The sequence below is a fragment of the Serratia sp. PL17 genome (assembly GCF_017832355.1).
Taxonomy (GTDB): Bacteria; Pseudomonadota; Gammaproteobacteria; order Enterobacterales; family Enterobacteriaceae; genus Serratia.
The window spans coordinates 1-18699 of record NZ_JAFIBY010000006.1 but is presented as its reverse complement, the minus strand read 5'-3'; the positions used below and the strand labels follow the sequence as shown (position 1 = coordinate 18699).

At 53.8% G+C, this 18699-nt stretch carries 18 protein-coding genes; 15 read left to right on the top strand and 3 right to left on the bottom strand.

Going from position 1 to position 18699, the window contains the following annotated elements:
- The first annotated feature begins 5 nt into the window (after positions 1-5).
- The 7 genes from JOE25_RS18490 (at position 6) to hemB (ending at position 5795) form a co-directional block, all read left to right on the top strand.
- The gene (locus JOE25_RS18490; protein WP_209638124.1) at positions 6-614 is read left to right on the top strand and encodes an SCP2 domain-containing protein; all 609 of its coding nucleotides are present in this window, start codon (positions 6-8) and stop codon (positions 612-614) included.
- On the top strand, positions 611-2242 hold the full coding sequence (ubiB, locus tag JOE25_RS18485) for a ubiquinone biosynthesis regulatory protein kinase UbiB (RefSeq protein ID WP_037423531.1): 1632 nt from the start codon (positions 611-613) through the stop codon (positions 2240-2242). Before JOE25_RS18490 ends, ubiB begins: the two co-directional genes overlap by 4 nt.
- Before the next feature lie 80 nt (positions 2243-2322).
- Positions 2323-2586: a Sec-independent protein translocase subunit TatA gene (tatA, locus tag JOE25_RS18480; protein WP_020824842.1), complete on the top strand. Its 264-nt coding sequence runs from the start codon at positions 2323-2325 to the stop codon at positions 2584-2586.
- Positions 2587-2589: 3 nt separating this feature from the next.
- Positions 2590-3150: a Sec-independent protein translocase protein TatB gene (gene tatB / locus JOE25_RS18475; RefSeq protein WP_209637684.1), complete on the top strand. Its 561-nt coding sequence runs from the start codon at positions 2590-2592 to the stop codon at positions 3148-3150.
- 3 nt (positions 3151-3153) lie between these two features.
- Positions 3154-3924, top strand: a complete 771-nt coding sequence (gene tatC / locus JOE25_RS18470) for a Sec-independent protein translocase subunit TatC (RefSeq protein WP_209637682.1) — start codon at positions 3154-3156, stop codon at positions 3922-3924.
- A 51-nt stretch (positions 3925-3975) separates the two neighbouring features.
- Positions 3976-4758 carry a 3'-5' ssDNA/RNA exonuclease TatD gene (gene tatD, locus JOE25_RS18465; RefSeq protein ID WP_209637680.1) on the top strand — a complete coding sequence of 261 codons (783 nt, stop codon included), beginning with the start codon at positions 3976-3978 and terminating at the stop codon, positions 4756-4758.
- Positions 4759-4772: 14 nt separating this feature from the next.
- Positions 4773-5795, top strand: a complete 1023-nt coding sequence (gene hemB / locus JOE25_RS18460) for a porphobilinogen synthase (protein WP_209637678.1) — start codon at positions 4773-4775, stop codon at positions 5793-5795.
- 46 nt (positions 5796-5841) lie between these two features.
- On the opposite strand, the gene rfaH is transcribed toward hemB, so the two are convergent.
- Positions 5842-6330, bottom strand: coding sequence for a transcription/translation regulatory transformer protein RfaH (gene rfaH / locus JOE25_RS18455; RefSeq protein WP_209637676.1), 489 nt, complete (start codon positions 6328-6330; stop codon positions 5842-5844).
- A gap of 244 nt (positions 6331-6574) precedes the next feature.
- Between rfaH and pepE the strand changes: the two genes are divergently transcribed.
- The 3 genes from pepE to fre all read left to right on the top strand — a co-directional run bounded on the left by pepE (position 6575) and on the right by fre (position 9637).
- Positions 6575-7300, top strand: coding sequence for a dipeptidase PepE (gene pepE / locus JOE25_RS18450; protein WP_209637674.1), 726 nt, complete (start codon positions 6575-6577; stop codon positions 7298-7300).
- A gap of 64 nt (positions 7301-7364) precedes the next feature.
- On the top strand, positions 7365-8885 hold the full coding sequence (gene ubiD / locus JOE25_RS18445; RefSeq protein ID WP_209637672.1) for a 4-hydroxy-3-polyprenylbenzoate decarboxylase: 1521 nt from the start codon (positions 7365-7367) through the stop codon (positions 8883-8885).
- 50 nt (positions 8886-8935) lie between these two features.
- Positions 8936-9637, top strand: coding sequence for an NAD(P)H-flavin reductase (gene fre / locus JOE25_RS18440; RefSeq protein WP_209637670.1), 702 nt, complete (start codon positions 8936-8938; stop codon positions 9635-9637).
- Between the two features lie 171 nt (positions 9638-9808).
- On the opposite strand, the gene fadA is transcribed toward fre, so the two are convergent.
- Together fadA and fadB are read right to left on the bottom strand one after the other, a co-directional pair.
- Positions 9809-10972 carry an acetyl-CoA C-acyltransferase FadA gene (gene fadA, locus JOE25_RS18435; RefSeq protein WP_209637668.1) on the bottom strand — a complete coding sequence of 388 codons (1164 nt, stop codon included), beginning with the start codon at positions 10970-10972 and terminating at the stop codon, positions 9809-9811.
- A gap of 10 nt (positions 10973-10982) precedes the next feature.
- Positions 10983-13172, bottom strand: coding sequence for a fatty acid oxidation complex subunit alpha FadB (fadB, locus tag JOE25_RS18430; protein WP_209637666.1), 2190 nt, complete (start codon positions 13170-13172; stop codon positions 10983-10985).
- A 233-nt stretch (positions 13173-13405) separates the two neighbouring features.
- On the opposite strand from fadB, the gene JOE25_RS18425 reads away from it, so the two are divergent.
- The 5 genes from JOE25_RS18425 to hemG form a co-directional block, all read left to right on the top strand.
- Positions 13406-14602, top strand: coding sequence for an MFS transporter (locus tag JOE25_RS18425; RefSeq protein WP_209637664.1), 1197 nt, complete (start codon positions 13406-13408; stop codon positions 14600-14602).
- A gap of 117 nt (positions 14603-14719) precedes the next feature.
- Positions 14720-16051 (top strand): Xaa-Pro dipeptidase, encoded by a 1332-nt coding sequence (gene pepQ / locus JOE25_RS18420; RefSeq protein WP_209637662.1) that lies wholly within the window; start codon positions 14720-14722, stop codon positions 16049-16051.
- On the top strand, positions 16051-16665 hold the full coding sequence (locus JOE25_RS18415) for an IMPACT family protein (protein ID WP_209637660.1): 615 nt from the start codon (positions 16051-16053) through the stop codon (positions 16663-16665). Before pepQ ends, JOE25_RS18415 begins: the two co-directional genes overlap by 1 nt.
- Positions 16666-16699: 34 nt before the next feature.
- Positions 16700-18151, top strand: a complete 1452-nt coding sequence (gene trkH / locus JOE25_RS18410) for a Trk system potassium transporter TrkH (protein ID WP_012004734.1) — start codon at positions 16700-16702, stop codon at positions 18149-18151.
- A 22-nt stretch (positions 18152-18173) separates the two neighbouring features.
- On the top strand, positions 18174-18699 hold a 526-nt coding region (gene hemG / locus JOE25_RS18405), incomplete at its 3' end, for a menaquinone-dependent protoporphyrinogen IX dehydrogenase (RefSeq protein ID WP_209637657.1).

Sequence of the window (18699 nt, the reverse complement as noted above, 5' to 3'; positions counted from 1 at the left end):
TGCCGATGCTGTTAACCCCGTTGTTGACCGGCGTACTGGAAACATCCCTCAACAGCCTGCTGTTCCGCGATCGCAGCATGAAGGCGGCTCGTCAGCGGCTGGCCGGCAAGGTTTTACGTATTGAGCTGCAGGAACTTGCCTCTCCGCTGGTGTTGATCTTCAGTGAACAGCGTGTGGATGTGCTTGGTCAGTCTGATGACACTGCCGACTGCACGGTGCGCAGCCGTATTTCGGTGCTGCTTAAATTGCGGGATCGCCAACAGCTTTCGCCATTGATGCGCAGCGGCGACTTGATTGTCGAAGGCGACATTCAGGTCGTGCAACAACTGGTTGGGTTGCTTGATCTGGCAGAGTGGGATCCGGCGGAATGGCTGGCACCTTACATTGGCGATATTGCCGCGCAGGGTGTCACGCAGGTTCTGGGCAAGGGCGCGAACCTGCTGAAAGCAGGCTTACAGCGTCAGCAGCATTATGTGGCTGAAACACTGACGGAAGAGTGGCGTGTGGCACCGGGCCCATTGGAAGTTGTGTGGTTCAATGAAGAGGTTGATGCCACCGTTCGCAACGCCGATGCGCTGATTGCCCGTATGGACAAGTTGGAGGGTAAACGATGACCCCTGGCGAACTACGCCGCCTGTATTTGATCGTCCGCGTTTTTCTCAGCTATGGCCTGGATGAACTGATCCCCAAGATGCGTTTGACGTGGCCACTGCGATTTGGCCGCCGTCTGCTTTTCTGGATGCCAAACCGCCATGCAGATAAACCCTTGGGTGAGCGTCTGCGTCTGGCTTTGCAGGAGTTGGGGCCGGTATGGATTAAGTTTGGCCAGATGATGTCTACTCGTCGCGACCTGTTCCCACCACAGATCGCCGATCAACTGACGTTGTTGCAGGACCGGGTTGCTCCTTTCGACGGTGCGCTAGCGCGTAAGCATATTGAATTGGCGATGGGCGGCCCGCTGGAAACTTGGTTTGATGATTTTGACCAACAGGCGCTGGCCTCGGCATCGATAGCCCAGGTGCATACCGCGCGGCTAAAAACGACCGGGCAGGAAGTGGTGCTGAAGGTGATTCGGCCGGATATCGGGCCAATCATCAAGGCCGATGTGCGCCTGATGTATCGTTTAGCGGCTTGGGTGCCCAAGCTGATGCCGGATGGTCGACGCCTGCGTCCGCGTGAAGTGGTGCGCGAGTATGAAAAGACTTTGCTGGACGAGCTGAATCTGCTGCGTGAAGCGGCTAACGCCATCCAGTTGCGTCGCAATTTCGACGGCAGTCCTATGTTGTACGTGCCGGAAGTGTATTCGGACTACTGCCGCGAAAGCGTGCTGGTCATGGAACGCATTTACGGCATCCCTGTTTCGGATATTGAGACGCTGGAAAAGCAGGGCACCAACATGAAACTGTTGGCTGAACGTGGGGTTCAGGTATTCTTTACCCAGGTCTTCCGTGACAGCTTCTTCCATGCAGACATGCATCCCGGTAATATTTTCGTCAGCTATGAACATCCTGAAGACCCCTGCTATATCGGCATCGACTGCGGTATTGTTGGCTCGTTGAACAAGGACGATAAACGCTATCTGGCGGAAAACTTTATTGCCTTCTTCAATCGTGATTACCGCAAGGTTGCGGAGTTGCATGTTGATTCTGGCTGGGTACCGCGCGATACCAACGTCGAGGATTTTGAGTTCGCTATCCGTACCGTGTGTGAGCCGATCTTCGAGAAGCCGTTGGAGGAAATTTCGTTTGGCAACGTGCTGTTGAACCTGTTCAATACCGCGCGTCGATTCAATATGGAAGTGCAACCCCAACTGGTGTTATTGCAGAAGACCTTGCTGTATGTTGAAGGTCTGGGCCGACAGCTTTACCCACAGTTGGATTTGTGGACGACGGCCAAGCCGTTCCTGGAAAGCTGGATGCGTGACCAGGTCGGTATACCGGCAGTGATCCGCGCCCTGAAAGAAAAAGCGCCGTTTTGGGCAGAGAAACTGCCTGAACTGCCTGAATTATTTTACGATAGTCTGCAACAGCATAAGCTGTTGCAACAAAGTGTTGATAAGCTGACTAATCAGATGCAGGCCCAGCGTGTTCGTCAGGGACAATCGCGTTATTTGTTCGGCGTTGGCGCTACACTGATAGTCAGCGGTACGATTTTGCTATTGGGCGAGGTTGCTGTATTCCCCGCATGGCTGATAGCAGCCGGCATCGTTTCCTGGCTGATAGGCTGGAAGCGAACTGCCTGAATTGGTTAGAAACTCTGGTAAAATCTGCCGTATAATGCGACGGATTTTGAAAAAACCCTGTAAAAATAGAGGTAATTGCAATGGGCGGTATTAGTATTACGCAATTGTTGATCATCGCAGTGATCGTGGTGCTGCTGTTTGGTACCAAAAAGCTCCGTACCTTGGGGTCCGATCTCGGTGCATCAATCAAGGGTTTCAAAAAGGCGATCGGCGATGACAACACGCCGCCGACCAACACGGCTGAGAAAAGCAGCCTGGATGACGCTGACTTCACGGCCAAGCCTATTACCGATAAGCAGCCGGAAGTGAAAGCGGAAGAGTCGAAGAACAAAGAGCAGGTATAAACCGTGTTTGACATTGGGTTTAGTGAACTGTTGCTGGTTCTGGTTATTGGCCTGGTGGTACTCGGGCCGGAACGGCTACCGGTAGCGGTAAGAACAGTTTCGGGCTGGATCCGCGCGCTGCGTTCGTTGGCGGCTTCGGTGCAGAACGAACTTACTCAGGAACTGAAACTGCAGGAACTGCAGGACAGCCTGAAAAAGGTAGAGAAGGCAGGCATGCAGAATTTGTCGCCAGAGTTAAAGGCGTCAATGGATGAGCTGAAAGACGCGGCGGAATCGCTGAAACGTTCTTATCAGGGCGACAGCAAGACCGAGCCAGCACACACTATTCATAACCCTCTGGTCACCGACCCGGAAGCCATTCATGACGGCGTGACGCCGGCAGAGGCTGCGGCTGTTGCGTCGTCTCCGGCTGCAGTACCGGAGCCGGCGGTTACGGCAACGCCGCAGGTTGAACAGCCGGCAATCACGCCCGCTAAACAACCGGTAGCGTCAGCCGTTCAGGCAAACCCAGAACCTGTTGCGGATAAAACCCCCGCGTCTCACCAACCTAGTGGCGATCGTTAAAACATGGCTGTTGAAGATACCCAACCCCTTATCAGTCATCTGATAGAACTGCGTAAGCGGTTGTTAAACTCAATTATCAGCATACTGGCGATCTTCCTGGTGCTGGTGTTTTTCGCCAATGACATCTATCAACTGGTGTCTGCACCGTTGATCAAGCAGCTACCTGCCGGCGCGAGCATGATCGCCACCGACGTGGCCTCACCGTTCTTCACGCCGATCAAGTTGACCATGATCGTTTCGGTGTTTGTCGCTGCACCCGTGATTCTGTATCAGGTCTGGTCATTTATCGCACCGGCGTTATACAAGCATGAACGCCGATTGATGATGCCCTTGCTGGTGTCGAGCAGCCTGCTGTTTTATCTCGGCATGGCGTTTGCCTACTTTATCGTGTTCCCGTTGGCGTTTGGTTTTTTTGCCAAGACCGCACCCGCCGGGGTGATGATTGCGACCGACATCAATAACTACCTTGATTTCGTCATGGCGCTGTTTATGGCGTTTGGCGTTGCGTTTGAGGTGCCTGTTGCCATTATTCTGCTGTGTTGGAGTGGCGTCACTTCACCGGAAGATTTGAAAAAGAAACGTCCGTACGTGTTGGTAGGGGCTTTCGTGGTTGGCATGTTGTTGACGCCACCGGATGTGTTCTCGCAAACCCTGCTGGCGATACCGATGTATCTGTTGTTTGAAGTGGGTGTGTTCTTTGCCCGTTTCTATACGGGTAAACGTCGTCCGCAGCCGGAAGAAGAAGATGAGGGCGATGAGCCCCCTGTACCTTGATTTCTGTTTGTCTAAAGCCGCCCGCTGGGCGGCTTTTACTTTGGGAAAACCATGTTTGATATCGGCGTCAATCTCACCAGTTCACAGTTTGCCAAAGACCGCTCAGCCGTGCTGGAGCGCGCACGCGTCGCCGGCGTGAAAGGGATGCTGATTACCGGTACGGATCTGCCGGAGAGTCAGGCCGCCAGTGAGCTGGCCCTGTTACATACCGGCTATTGTTGGTCCACCGCGGGCGTGCATCCACATCATGCCAGCAGTTGGGACGAGCGGGCTGCTGAACACATACATGAATTGGCCTCTCGGCCGCACGTCGCGGCAGTGGGTGAATGTGGTTTGGATTTTAACCGTAACTTTTCCACGCCAGAGCAACAAGAAAAGGCATTCAGCGCTCAACTTGCGTTGGCCGCAGAGCTGGCGATGCCGGTATTTCTTCATTGCCGCGATGCGCACGCACGTTTTGCCGCGCTGTTGGCACCCTGGTTAGATAAACTGCCCGCGGCAGTGGTGCACTGTTTTACGGGTACTGCTGAAGAATTAGAAGGCTGTTTGTCGCTAGGCTTGTCGATCGGTATTACCGGTTGGGTCTGTGATGAACGGCGTGGCTTGGAATTGCGTGCACTGCTACCGCAGATCCCGGCTGAGCGTCTGTTGCTGGAAACCGACGCCCCCTATCTGTTGCCCCGGGATTTACATCCGAAACCTGCATCTCGCCGCAACGAACCCTGTTTTTTGCCTCATATCGTCCGGCAGGTGGCCACCTGGCGACACGAAGACCCCGAATGGCTGGGGCAGAAAACTGATGAGAACGCCCGCCGGCTGTTCCGGCTGGAATGAGTTAGGAGAAAACTATGAGCTATGCATTTCCGGGTACCTTCCCAGGTCGTCGTATGCGCCGCGTGCGCCGTCATGATTTCAGCCGTCGCCTGGTGGCGGAGAATCAACTGACGGTTAACGATCTGATCTACCCGGTATTTGTCATGGAAGGCAATAACCGTCAGGAAGCCGTATCATCCATGCCCGGTGTATCACGCATGAGCATCGATCTGCTGATTAAGGAAGCGGAAACCATCGCCAAGCTGGGTGTGCCAGTGATCTCCCTGTTCCCGGTTATTGAGCCAGGCCTGAAGTCACTGCATGCGGAAGAAGCCTATAATCCAGACGGTTTGGTGCAGCGTACGGTACGCGCGTTGAAAGACGCGGTGCCTGAATTGGGTATTTTGACCGACGTAGCGCTTGATCCTTACACCACTCACGGTCAGGACGGCATCATTGATGAGCAGGGTTATGTCATCAACGATATCACCAAAGAAATTCTGGTCCGTCAGGCATTGTCTCATGCGGAAGCCGGGGCAGAAATCGTGGCGCCAAGCGACATGATGGATGGCCGTATTGGTGCGATTCGCGATCGGTTGGAGCATCAGGGCCTGATTAATACTCAGATCATGGCTTACTCTGCAAAATATGCCTCTTGCTACTATGGCCCATTCCGCGATGCACTGGGCTCAAGCGGCAATCTGAAAGGCGGCAACAAGAAAACCTACCAGATGGACCCTGCCAACAGCGACGAAGCGTTACAGGAAATTGCGCAAGACCTGCAGGAAGGCGCGGATATGGTCATGGTTAAGCCGGGTATGCCTTATCTGGACGTTGTGCGCCGAGTGAAGGATACCTTTGGTGTGCCGACTTTTGCCTATCAGGTGTCTGGTGAATATGCGATGCACATGGCAGCGATTCAGAATGGTTGGTTGCAGGAACAGCCAGCGGTGATGGAATCGCTGATGTGCTTTAAACGCGCTGGGGCTGACGGTGTGCTGACCTACTTTGCCAAGCGAGTCGCTCAGTGGATGCATGACGACGCGATGCAACGCTAAGACAGCAGTAAGCAAAAAACAAAGGCGCCCTGGGCGCCTTTTTGCATTACAACTTTTGAAACTGCCGGTTATCGATACTCTGGGTAACCTGTTTGTTTATCAGGTTCAGTAGCAACATTGAACGTGCCTCGCCGTCAGGCTCAGTGTAAATGGCTTTGAGCCCTTCAAACATGCCGTCGACGATCAACACGCTATCGCCCGGTTGCGGTGTTTCCGGATCAAAGTAGGTTTCGCAGGTATGCGTCTGCAGCTCTTCGATGACCTTCTTCGGGATGGTGGCCGGCATTGAGCCAAAGCGCACGAAGTGGCTGACACCACGTGTTGCGCTGATGGTCGTGGTATGGATGCATTCCGGATTGAATTCCACAAACAGGTAGTTGGGGAACAGGGGTTCGCTGACCGCAATGCGTTTGCCGCGTACGATCTTTTCCAACGTAATGATTGGGCTCAGGCACTTCACTTCCTGCCGCTCCAGATGTTCCTGCGCCCGTAAAAGTTGGCCGCGTTTACAATACAGTAAGTACCAAGATTCCATAATTTCACATGCCTTTCTGCCAGCCGGTAAGCATATCAAAAGCCATTACGGATACATAGTGGTGCAAGTTTCAGCATGTAACTGCCGCTATCTACATGAATCATTAGCAATTAGCGAAGAGTCACACACTTATTCGCACGGCTCGGGTATAACAGAGGGCTAAAAATTTGTTACCGTCGCAGTATGCCTTGGCCTGAGATTGCCAGATGTGACGCTATTCATCGTTTTTGATTGAGGGGGAGAAATGGAGTTGTTTCTGTTGAGTAACGGCAAGCTGTCCGGTGAGGATGAGCTGCTGGGCTATGCCAAGAACCACCTTTTGGCGATGATCGCACGTCGCGGTATCACGTCTGCCGTATTTATCCCTTATGCCATGATCCGCAGTGATTACGATCAGCGTGCACAGGAGCTGTCGCAAACGTTGGGTATCAAAGTGACCAGCATTCACCATGCCGAGTCTCCCGCTGCCGCGGTTGAACAGGCGGAGTGCATTTTGGTCAGCGGCGGCAATACCTGGATGTTAAACCAGATGTTGCACGAGAAGGGTTTGATCATCCCTATCCAACGGGCTGTGCGTGAACGTAGCATACCCTATGTGGGCTGGAGTGCCGGTTGCAACGTTGCTACGCCGAGCATTCGTACCACCAATGACATGCCGGTGCGCAACAGCGTCGTGCTGCCGGCATTGAACCTGTTCCCGGTGCAGATCAACCCGCACTACATTGATGCCCATATCAGGGGCCACATGGGCGAAACGCGTGATGAGCGCCTGGCGGAGTTTTGCGCGGTCAATCCAAGTGAGTCTGTCGTGGCGTTGCGTGAAGGCAGTCTGCTGCACATTGAGGGGAATGATTTACGTTACTTCAGTGCCAGAAATCAAGGTTTCAAGGTGTTCCGCCACGGCGTGGAGACCCAGGAGCATCATGATACGCAGGCGTTACAACCGTTGGTGCCGTTCACGTGTCACTGAGAACCGGCGATGTCTTTACCGGTGTTTAACAAAAGTGCAGCAACAACCGTGAAGAGGGCTTATAATGCCCTCCTCACTGGCCGTTATAATGATCAGCATGAAATACCGTGACTTACGCGATTTCCTCTCGTTGCTGGAAAAGAGAGGGGAACTAAAACGCATCAGCCAGCCGATTGATCCCTATCTGGAAATGACAGAAATTGCCGATCGTACTTTACGTGCGGGCGGCCCGGCGCTGCTATTCGAAAACCCCAAGGGGTACGACATGCCGGTGTTGTGCAATCTGTTCGGCACCGCCAATCGCGTTGCGATGGGTATGGGGCAGGAGGATGTCAGCTCGTTGCGCGAAGTCGGCAAATTGCTGGCGTTCCTGAAAGAGCCAGAGCCACCAAAGGGCTTTCGCGATCTGTTTGATAAGCTGCCGAAGTTCAAGCAAGTGTTGAACATGCCGACCAAGGTATTGGGTTCAGCACCTTGCCAGGAACAGGTATGGCAGGGCGATGATGTCGATCTCAGCCGTATCCCGGTGATGCACTGCTGGCCGGAAGATGCTGCGCCGCTCATCACATGGGGATTGACCGTTACCCGCGGGCCGCAGAAAGAACGGCAAAACCTGGGTATCTATCGCCAACAGGTACTGAGCAAGAATAAAGTCATCATGCGCTGGTTGTCGCATCGCGGCGGCGCGCTGGATTATCTTGAATGGTGCCAGGCACATCCCGGGGAGCGTTTCCCGGTTGCCGTTGCGTTAGGTGCGGACCCCGCCACTATTCTCGGTGCAGTGACGCCAGTGCCGGATACCCTGTCTGAATATGCCTTTGCCGGGTTGCTGCGCGGCAATAAGACCGAAGTGGTCAAGTGTATCTCTTGCGACCTGGAAGTACCTGCCAGTGCGGAAATCGTGTTGGAAGGTTATATTGAGCCGGGTGAAATGGCACCGGAAGGTCCCTATGGCGATCATACCGGTTACTACAACGAGATAGATCACTTCCCAGTCTTCACCGTCACCCACATCACTCAACGCCGCGACGCTATTTATCACTCGACCTACACGGGACGTCCACCGGATGAGCCAGCGGTGTTAGGCGTGGCGTTGAACGAAGTATTTGTGCCTATATTGCAAAAGCAATTCCCGGAAATTGTCGATTTCTATCTGCCGCCTGAAGGCTGTTCTTACCGCCTGGCGGTGGTGACTATCAAGAAACAGTATGCCGGTCATGCCAAACGCGTAATGATGGGGGTCTGGTCATTCCTGCGGCAGTTTATGTACACCAAGTTCGTTATCGTCTGTGACGATGACGTCAATGCACGCGACTGGAATGATGTGATCTGGGCAATTACCACCAGAATGGATCCGGCAAGGGATACCGTTATGGTGGAAAATACGCCGATCGACTATTTGGACTTCGCCTCGCCGGTTTCCGGTTTGGGATCGAAGATGGGGCTGGATGCCACGAATAAATGGCCGGGTGAAACCCAGCGCGAATGGGGCCGTCCGATTCAGATGGATGAAAAGGTGCGTGCGCGTATCGATGACATCTGGGATGAGCTTGCAATTTTCAGTGACAGAGAACCGACGCTATAGCGACAGGCTTTGTTCTCAGTTTTGCATTGATGACCCGACAGAGGGAACGCATGACAATATTGAGCTGTAAAGTGACCTCCGTAGAGGCCATTACCGATACGGTTTATCGGGTACGTTTGGTGCCAGAGGCGCCGTTTTCTTTCAAGGCAGGGCAGTATTTGATGGTGGTGATGGATGAGCGTGACAAGCGTCCGTTCTCACTGGCATCGACCCCGACAGAGCAGGACTATATTGAGCTGCACATCGGCGCTTCGGAACTGAATCTGTACGCCATGGCGGTGATGGATCGCATTCTGAAAGAACAGGCGATTACCGTTGATATGCCACACGGTGACGCGTGGTTGCGTCAGGAAGGCAGCCGTCCGCTGGTGTTGATTGCTGGTGGTACAGGCTTCTCCTATGCTCGCTCGATTTTGTTGGCCGCGTTGGAGCAACAGCCGAACCGCGATATCTCTATCTATTGGGGCGGACGTGAGCTCAAGCACCTGTATGATTTGAGTGAGCTGGAAGCACTGTCGGTGCAACACCCGAATCTGAAAGTGATCCCGGTAGTTGAGCAACCGGAAGAAGACTGGCGTGGCCGTAGTGGCACAGTGCTCAGCGCGGTATTGCAGGATTTCGGTACTCTGGCGGAGCACGATATTTATATTGCCGGGCGTTTCGAAATGGCAAAAATCGCTCGCGAGCGTTTCTGTGCCGAACGTGGTGCGTTGGAAGCGCACATGTTCGGGGATGCTTTCTCGTTTATCTGATCTGCGGGATAGGCGGAAAGCGGGGTGGCCGGTGGCCGCCCCGTTTTTATTTGGGGCCCGGTGAATAACAGGCATAAAAAAACCCGCCCCTGACAGGCGGGAAGTACGGCAACTAAACGTGGTGGGATGCTGCGGTTTAAAAAGTGACGCAGTCATCCCAAGTAGACACAGCTAAACGCGTTCAAAGACGGTAGCGATCCCCTGGCCCAAACCAATACACATGGTCGCCAGACCAAATTGCACGTCACGGCGTTCCATGTTGTTCAGCAGGGTGGTCGAGATGCGTGAGCCTGAGCAGCCCAACGGGTGGCCCAAAGCAATGGCACCGCCGTTCAGGTTAATCTTGTCGTCGATGCTGTCCAATAACCCCAGATCCTTGATGCAAGGCAGCGACTGGGCGGCAAAGGCTTCATTCAGTTCGAACAAATCAATGTCCTGCACGGTCAGTCCAGCGCGTTTCAGCGCCAGTTTGCTGGCAGGCACTGGCCCATAACCCATGATGGATGGGTCGCAGCCGACGACGGCCATCGAACGTATACGGGCACGGGCTTTCAGACCGAGCGCTTTGGCACGTGATTCGCTCATCAACAGCATGGCGGACGCACCGTCGGACAACGCCGAAGAGGTACCGGCAGTCACTGTACCGTTGACGGGATCGAAAGCCGGGCGCAATGCAGCAAGGCTGGCGACGGTCGTTTCTGGACGAATCACTTCGTCGAAGTCATAACGGGTCAGTACACCGTCGGCATCATGCCCGGTAGTTGGGATGATTTCATTCTTGAAATAGCCGGCTAAGGTGGCGGCATGCGCGCGTTGGTGCGAGCGTGCGGCGAACTCATCCTGCATCTGGCGGCTGATATTGTGTATCTTGGCCAGCATCTCGGCGGTCAGGCCCATCATCCCGGCAGCTTTTGCCACGCTGCGGCTCAAACCTGGGTGGAAATCCACACCGTGGTTCATGGGTACGTGGCCCATATGCTCTACGCCGCCAATCAAACTGACATGTGCGTCGCCCACCATAATGGCGCGTGCTGCATCGTGCAGCGCTTGCATGGAAGAACCACACAGCCGGTTAACGGTAACCGCAGGTACAGTATGCGGGATCTCGGCCAGCAATGAGGCGTTACGGGCGATGTTAAAACCTTGCTCCAGGGTCTGCTGTACACAACCCCAATAAATGTCGTCAATTTCGGCCGCATCCAGTGACGGATTACGGCTCAGTACCGCGCGCATCAGGTGGGCGGAAAGATCTTCGGCACGTACCTGGCGGAAGGCGCCGCCCTTAGAGCGGCCCATCGGCGTGCGTACGGCATCAACAATAACTACGTTTTCCATCTTTATGACCTCATGCCGGTTGGCCAGTGGAGACATCAGACAGCGGCGCTGCCACCGGGTAGTAGCTTTCATTGCGTTCAGCTTTGGCGCGCAGGCCGGCAGGCACCTGATACAGGGCGCCAAGATGTGCATAACGTTGCGCCAGTTCTACATAATTGCTGGTGCCCAGCGTATCCAGATAACGGAACGCCCCGCCGTGGAATGGAGGGAAACCGATACCGTAGACCAATGCCATGTCGGCCTCGGCCGGGCTGGCGATGATGTTTTCTTCCAGGCAGCGCACGACTTCATTGATCATTGGGATCATCATCCGAGCGATAATTTCTTCGTCGCTGATGGTCTGGCGCGGTTGGCTGACGGTCGCCAGCAACGCATCAGTTTGCTCATCGTTGTCTTTACGCGGCTTGCCTTTGTTGTCCTGGCTGTAGCGATAGAAGCCCAACTGGTTTTTCTGACCGAAACGCTGGTTATCGAACATTACATCAATGGCGTCGCGGTAATCTTTACTCATGCGCTCTGGGAAGCCTGTGGCCATGACCGCTTGAGCGTGGTGTGCCGTATCGATACCGACGACGTCGAGCAGATAAGCTGGGCCCATCGGCCACCCAAACTGTTTTTCCATCACTTTGTCGATTTGACGGAAGTCCGCACCGTCGCGCAGCAGCATGCTGAAACCGGCAAAATACGGGAATAACACGCGGTTGACGAAGAACCCTGGGCAGTCGTTAACCACAATTGGCGTTTTGCCCATGCGGCTGGCGTAAGCCACTACGGCAGCGATGGTGCTGTCACTGGTCTGCTCGCCACGGATGATTTCTACCAGTGGCATGCGATGTACCGGGTTAAAGAAGTGCATACCGCAGAAGTTTTGCGGGCGCTTCAAGGATTTTGCTAAGTGGTTAATTGGAATGGTCGACGTATTAGACGCCAGGACGGCATCTTCGCCGATCAGGCCTTCCACTTCGGACAGTACCGCAGCCTTAACCTTCGGATTCTCGACAACGGCTTCGACGATCACCTGCGCACGTTCTATACCCGCATAATCCAGCGTCGGTTGAATGGTCGACAGCACCTGAGCCATCTTCATGCCGTCCAGCTTGCCACGTTCCAACTGCTTGTTAAGCAGCTTGGCGGCTTCATTCATGCCGAGCGTCAGGGATTTGTCGCTGATGTCTTTCATGATCACCGGTACGCCTTTCAGCGCGGACTGGTAGGCGATACCGCCACCCATGATACCGGCACCCAACACTGCAGCTTGCTTCGGTGCTTCAACGTTCTTCGCGAGCTTCTTCGCCTGACTTTTTACAAACTGATCATTAAGGAAAATACCGACGAGCGCACGAGCCTCTTTGGAACGCGCCAATGGCACAAAGCTGGCGGTCTCCAGTTTCAGCGCTTCATCGCGGCCCAGCTTGGCCGCAGCCTCAATGGTTTTGACCGCAGTCATCGGGGCCGGATAATGTTTACCGGCAGTTTGCATCACCATGCCTTTGGCGGTAGTAAAGCTCATGGCAGCTTCGATTGGGCTGAGTTTCAGCGGCTCAAGCTTAGGCTGACGATAGGCGCGCCAGTCCAGTTTGCCGTCAATCGCCTGCTGCAACATTTTAAGGGCAGCGTCGACCAACTTTTCCGGTGCGACCACCGCATCCACCAGGCCGACCTTCAGTGCGTCTTTGGCACTGACATCTTTACCCGCGGCGATGATTTCCAGTGCGCTGTCGTTACCCAACAGGCGCGGCAGACGAACAGAGCCGCCGAAGCCCGGCATAATACCCAGTTTGGTTTCTGGCAGGCCGATGCGTGCATCCGGTGAAGCGATGCGGAAGTCCGTAGCCAGAATGCATTCGCAGCCGCCGCCGAGCGCATAGCCGTTAATGGCCGAAAGGGTCGGTACCGGCAAATCTTCCAACCGGTTAAAGATGCTATTGGCAAAGACCAACCATTCCTGCAGCTTTTCAGCCGGGGCAGCAAACAGCGAAAGGAATTCGGTGATATCGGCGCCGACAATAAATGCGGCTTTTGTGGAACGCAGCAGCAGGCCTTTCAGCTCAGTCTGCTTTTCCAGCACCGCGAGCGCTTCGCCCAGGCTGGCAACGGTGCGAGTATCAAGCTTGTTTACAGAACCTGGGGCATTGAACACCAACTCGGCGATGCCGTTGTCGAGCCAGTGCAGTTGTAATGTTTCGCCTTGGTAGAGCATGTCTATCTCCTGAATCAGCGTTTGATCTGGTATGACCAGATGATGAGGAGTGTGGTTTTTATGTTAACAATATGCAAATGAGAGATTGCATATTTGCAGGGCGGATCACATGACTCTGAGGTAGGTTGATGATTTAAAAATAAATTATATTTTATGCATTATGGTGATTTGTCGGAGTGTAAAAGCCCTCATAGACTTGCCGGTGCAGGGTGTTATCCAAGCAGAGGTGAGAAATGAGTAAAGCGGTATGTGTAAAACACAGTGGTTTCTGGAGTATTCCTGCCAGAACCTTGACGCTGGCCTGTCTGCTGGTGTTTATGGCGCAAATGGCGACGACGGTGTATTTGCCTTCATTACCGACGGTGATGCAGGAACTGGCGATGACGCGCCGCGCCACCGAGCTTTCGATATCCATATTCGTGCTTGGTGCTGCCCTGCCGGTATTGTTCTGGGGCGCTGCGGCCGATCGCTTTGGCCGACGTTTACCGCTGACATTGTCTTTGGGGATATTTATCAGTTGCAGCGTACTGCTGGCGTTTTGCAGTAACGGCACTCAGTTATTGGTGCTGCGGGCGCTGCAGGGGGTTGCCGCCGGTGGTGCTGCGATCATTGCGCGCATTATCGTTCGTGATAACTGGAGTGGTGATGAGTTGGCAAGGCGCCTCTCGGTACTGTTGATAGCCTTTATCGCCGCGTTGGGTGGCGGGCAGTTTATTGGCGGGTTGCTAAGCGAGTATTCACACTGGCAAATGGGCTTTATCTTGATGGGGCTGACCGGGCTGGCGATCCTGTTGCTGATGGTGACGTTACCGCTGGAGGTGGGTCGTTCTGGGGGCCAGCGTCCGGTTATGGTGGCAACCTATTGGCACATTCTGCGTCGCCCAGGGTTCTTGTGGCCAGCCATTGTCGGCGGATTGGGGTTTGCTACCACGGTAACGTTGCAGGAGGTGAGCCCGTTCATCATGCAGCAGGGGTTTGGTCTGAACGTTACCGCTTTTGGCGCGTTGGGGTTGGTGGTCGGCGTGGCTTACTTTACCGGAGCAATGGCAGTAAACCGGACGGTAGCACGCTTTGGCGGTAAACGGCTGATGCAGGTGGGGACGCGCATCGTCGCCGTAACGACTGCCGCGATTATGCTGCTGTGGTGGAGCGATGTGCTGATTGGGCTTTCCGGTATGACGATCTTCATCGCGCTATATTGCATGACGATTTTTGGCCAGGCGGTGCTGTTTCCTAATAGCATGGCGATGGCCGTCAGCGATGCCAAAGAACAGGGTGCCTATGCCATGGCGTTGTGTGGTTTTCTACAGCAGTGTCTGGCGGGTATTGCTGCTGCCGGCGCGGTTTTTCTCGAACATCACGGCCTGTGGACTATGGCGATCGCGTTGCTTGGTCTGATCGCCTGGCTAATTGTTAAGCTACGGATGTAACGACGTTTACAACGATTTGCGAACCGCCCCGCATGCCCGAAGTGATGAGGTTGGTGCGTTGGAACGGTGTGCTAAGATGAGGCATTCCGTTCTAATGGTATGTAAAAGGGTATTGTGATGGAAACATTGGCTTCTTTGTATAACGACCACCTGGCAGAGCTGCAAAAACGGGCACGTGAAGTGTTAACGCGCAATAAACTGGACGCGCTGCTGATCCACTCTGGAGAACTGCAACGGATTTTCCAGGATGACCGCAGTTACCCGTTCAAAGTGAATGCGCATTTTAAAGCCTGGGTGCCGGTTACCTCAGTTCCAAACTGCTGGCTGTGGGTAGACGGCGTTAACAAACCGAAGCTGTGGTTCTATTCGCCGGTCGATTATTGGCACAGTGTTGAGCCATTGCCTGAGAGTTTCTGGACCAAATCCGTTGAGTTGATGCCGCTGGCCAATGCCGATGACATCGGGCAGCAACTGCCTGCCCAGCGTGAACGTGTGGGTTATATTGGCTATGCACAACAGCGTGCTCGCGATCTCGGCATCTCTGCGGAAAACATCAACCCGAAAGCCGTGTTGAACTACCTCGACTTCCATCGTTCAATCAAAACCGGTTATGAACTGGCCTGCATGCGTGAGGCGCAGAAAACCGCAGTGATGGGGCACCGCGCTGCCCATGAAGCTTTCCTTTCGGGTATGAGCGAGTTTGATATCAACCTGGCTTACCTCACGGCAACTGGGCATCGTGACACCGATGTACCTTATGACAACATTGTCGCGTTGAATGAACATGCGTCGGTGCTGCATTACACCACGCTGGATCACCAGCCTCCGGCCGACGTGCTGAGTTTCCTGATTGACGCCGGTGCGGAATATAACGGCTACGCCGCTGATCTGACGCGAACTTACGCAGGCCAGAGCGGCAGTGACTTCGCTCAGCTGGTAAAAGATCTCAACCACGAACAACTGGCGTTGATGGATACCATCAAAGCGGGCGTACGCTACACCGATTACCATGTTCAGATGCATCAACGCATCGCCAAATTACTCAAGAGTCACAAGCTGGTGAGTGGCATAAGTGAAGAGGCCATGGTAGAGCAGGGGCTGACTACGCCGTTCTTGCCACATGGTTTGGGCCATCCACTGGGTCTGCAGGTACATGACTCTGCGGGTTTCATGCAGGATGAACAGGGCACTCACTTGGCTGCACCATCCAAATATCCGTACCTGCGTTGCACCCGTGTATTGCAACCGGGCATGGTATTGACCATTGAACCGGGCATGTATTTTATTGAGTCACTGTTAGCGCCATGGCGTAGCGGCGAATTCAGCCAGCACTTTGCCTGGGATCGCATCGATGCTCTGAAACCTTATGGTGGTATCCGTATTGAAGACAATATCGTGATCCACGAAAAGCGTATCGAGAACATGACACGTGATCTGAACCTGGCCTGATGCAGCCTTATCCGATCCCTGCAGGCCCCGTTAGCGTCAGCGAAGAAATAAAGAAGAGTCGTTTTATCACCCTGCTGGCACCGACTGGCGGGGTTGATGAGGCCAAGGCGTTTATCCAGCAGGTTCGTGATGAACATCCGACAGCCCGTCATCATTGTTGGGCATTTGTCGCCGGGCCTCCGACTGACTCACAACAGTTAGGGTTTTCCGACGACGGGGAACCTTCCGGTACTGCGGGTAAACCGATTCTTGCGCAGTTGATGGGCAGTGGTATAGGGGAAATCACCGCAGTGGTAGTACGTTACTATGGCGGTATTAAGTTAGGTACGGGGGGATTGGTACGCGCCTACGGCAGTGGTGTGCAGCAAGCATTAAAGCAGTTAGCCGTCAGTTACAAGATCCCGCAGGCCGAATATACTTTGCAATGCGACTATGCGCAGTTGGCATTGGTAGAGAATTTGTTGCAGCAATTAGAAGGGCGGATTGTGCAGGGGGAGTATGGTGCTTCCGTCCTGCTGCATTTGACCTTACCGGTAACCGTGGTTGAAGCGTTTGGGAATAAATTACGTGATCTCAGTCGCGGTAATTTGCAATTAACCCCCATTTCGCAATAATTCCCCCAACTGAATTGCTAAGGATCGTGCTGAAATGCATTTTCGCGCTATAACCCGTATCGTTGGTCTGTTGGTCATCCTGTTTTCCGGGACGATGTTTATTCCTGGTCTGGTGGCATTGATTTACCGCGATGGGGCAGGGCGGGCATTCAGCCAGACCTTCTTTGTGGCGGTGACCATTGGGTTGATGCTGTGGTGGCCCAATCGCAAACAAAAGCATGAGTTGAAGCCACGCGAAGGCTTTTTGATCGTGGTGCTATTCTGGACCGTGCTGGGCAGCGTGGGGGCATTACCATTTTTATTCTCGGAACGGCCTAACCTGTCGTTGACCGATGCTTTCTTTGAATCCTTCTCCGGCTTAACAACGACAGGTGCCACCACGCTGGTGGGGCTGGACTCACTGCCAAAAGCCATTTTGTTCTACCGCCAGATGCTGCAGTGGATGGGTGGGATGGGGATCATCGTGTTGGCAGTCGCGATACTGCCAATCCTTGGCGTCGGCGGCATGCAGTTATACCGTGCAGAAATGCCCGGCCCGCTGAAAGACAACAAGATGCGTCCGCGTATTGCAGAAACAGCTAAAACTCTGTGGCTGATCTACGTGTTACTGACTATCGCCTGCGCATTGGCGTTGTGGGGGGCGGGCATGTCGGTATTCGACGCCATCGGCCACAGCTTCTCTACTATCGCCATTGGGGGGTTTTCTACCCATGATGCCAGTATCGGTTATTACGCCAGTCCTACCATTAACACCATTATTGCTATTTTCCTGCTTATCTCTGGTTGTAACTACGGTTTGCACTTTGCCTTACTGAGTGGTCGCAGCCTGAAAGTCTATTGGCGCGATCCTGAGTTCCGTATGTTTATTGCTGTGCAACTGACGCTGGTGGTGGTGTGTACCGCGGTGCTATGGGGGCATGGTGTATACAAAACCGGTATGGAAACGGTCAACCAGGCGTTCTTCCAGGTCGTGTCGATGGCGACAACGGCGGGTTTCACCACGGACAGCATTGCCAAATGGCCGTTATTCCTGCCGATGTTGTTGCTGTGCTCTGCATTTATTGGTGGCTGTGCCGGTTCAACAGGTGGCGGGCTGAAAGTGATCCGTATTTTGTTACTGTATCTACAAGGTTCACGTGAGCTCAAAAGGTTGGTGCATCCCAATGCTGTTTACACCATCAAGTTGGGTAACCGGGCGTTGCCGGAACGTATCCTTGAAGCGGTATGGGGTTTCTTCTCGGCTTATGCGTTGGTCTTTATCGTCAGCATGCTGGCCATCATTGCTACCGGCGTTGATGATTTCTCTGCTTTTGCTGCAGTAACCGCGACGTTGAACAATCTGGGGCCGGGGTTGGGGGTGGTGGCGGATAACTTTACGACTATGCCTGCGCCGGCGAAGTGGATCCTGGTTCTGACAATGCTGTTCGGGCGCCTTGAAGTCTTTACACTACTGGTTCTGTTTACGCCGACGTTCTGGCGCGAATGATCCTGATAGAAGGAGTAACGCCGTGAAGGCACTGATTCTTTATTCCAGCCGCGATGGGCAAACACGCTCTATCGCTTCTTATATAGCAAACAAATTGCAGGACACCTTGCGCTGCGACGTGATTGACTTGCAACAAGCGGATGATGTTGACCTTAACCAGTATCAGCAGGTGTTGATTGGTGCCTCAATACGCTATGGCCATTTCCATCCGACGTTGGCTAAGTTTGTTAAGCAACATGCCGAGCAGCTGAACCAGATGCCAAGTGCATTCTTTAGTGTCAACCTGACAGCGCGCAAGGCGGACAAGCGTTCGCCTCAGACCAATGCTTATACCCGCAAGTTTCTGTTGTCCTCACCCTGGCAGCCAAAACAGTGTGTCGTGTTTGCCGGTGCACTACGCTATCCGCGTTATCGCTGGTTCGATCGCGTCATGATCCAACTTATTATGCGTATGACAGGCGGCGAAACAGATACCAGTAAAGAAGTTGAGTATACCGATTGGCAAATGGTGGACCGTTTTGCTCAGGAGTTTGGGCAAATTCAGTATG

Bases quoted from the DNA above. Each gene is read 5' to 3' on its own strand.
- JOE25_RS18490 (WP_209638124.1), top strand. From the start codon at position 6: ATGCTGTTAACCCCGTTGTTGACCGGCGTACTGGAAACATCCCTCAAC.
- ubiB (WP_037423531.1), top strand. From the start codon at position 611: ATGACCCCTGGCGAACTACGCCGCCTGTATTTGATCGTCCGCGTTTTT.
- tatA (WP_020824842.1), top strand. From the start codon at position 2,323: ATGGGCGGTATTAGTATTACGCAATTGTTGATCATCGCAGTGATCGTG.
- tatC (WP_209637682.1), top strand. From the start codon at position 3,154: ATGGCTGTTGAAGATACCCAACCCCTTATCAGTCATCTGATAGAACTG.
- tatD (WP_209637680.1), top strand. From the start codon at position 3,976: ATGTTTGATATCGGCGTCAATCTCACCAGTTCACAGTTTGCCAAAGAC.
- hemB (WP_209637678.1), top strand. From the start codon at position 4,773: ATGAGCTATGCATTTCCGGGTACCTTCCCAGGTCGTCGTATGCGCCGC.
- rfaH (WP_209637676.1), bottom strand. From the start codon at position 6,330: ATGGAATCTTGGTACTTACTGTATTGTAAACGCGGCCAACTTTTACGG.
- pepE (WP_209637674.1), top strand. From the start codon at position 6,575: ATGGAGTTGTTTCTGTTGAGTAACGGCAAGCTGTCCGGTGAGGATGAG.
- ubiD (WP_209637672.1), top strand. From the start codon at position 7,365: ATGCCCTCCTCACTGGCCGTTATAATGATCAGCATGAAATACCGTGAC.
- fre (WP_209637670.1), top strand. From the start codon at position 8,936: ATGACAATATTGAGCTGTAAAGTGACCTCCGTAGAGGCCATTACCGAT.
- fadA (WP_209637668.1), bottom strand. From the start codon at position 10,972: ATGGAAAACGTAGTTATTGTTGATGCCGTACGCACGCCGATGGGCCGC.
- fadB (WP_209637666.1), bottom strand. From the start codon at position 13,172: ATGCTCTACCAAGGCGAAACATTACAACTGCACTGGCTCGACAACGGC.
- JOE25_RS18425 (WP_209637664.1), top strand. From the start codon at position 13,406: ATGAGTAAAGCGGTATGTGTAAAACACAGTGGTTTCTGGAGTATTCCT.
- pepQ (WP_209637662.1), top strand. From the start codon at position 14,720: ATGGAAACATTGGCTTCTTTGTATAACGACCACCTGGCAGAGCTGCAA.
- JOE25_RS18415 (WP_209637660.1), top strand. From the start codon at position 16,051: ATGCAGCCTTATCCGATCCCTGCAGGCCCCGTTAGCGTCAGCGAAGAA.
- trkH (WP_012004734.1), top strand. From the start codon at position 16,700: ATGCATTTTCGCGCTATAACCCGTATCGTTGGTCTGTTGGTCATCCTG.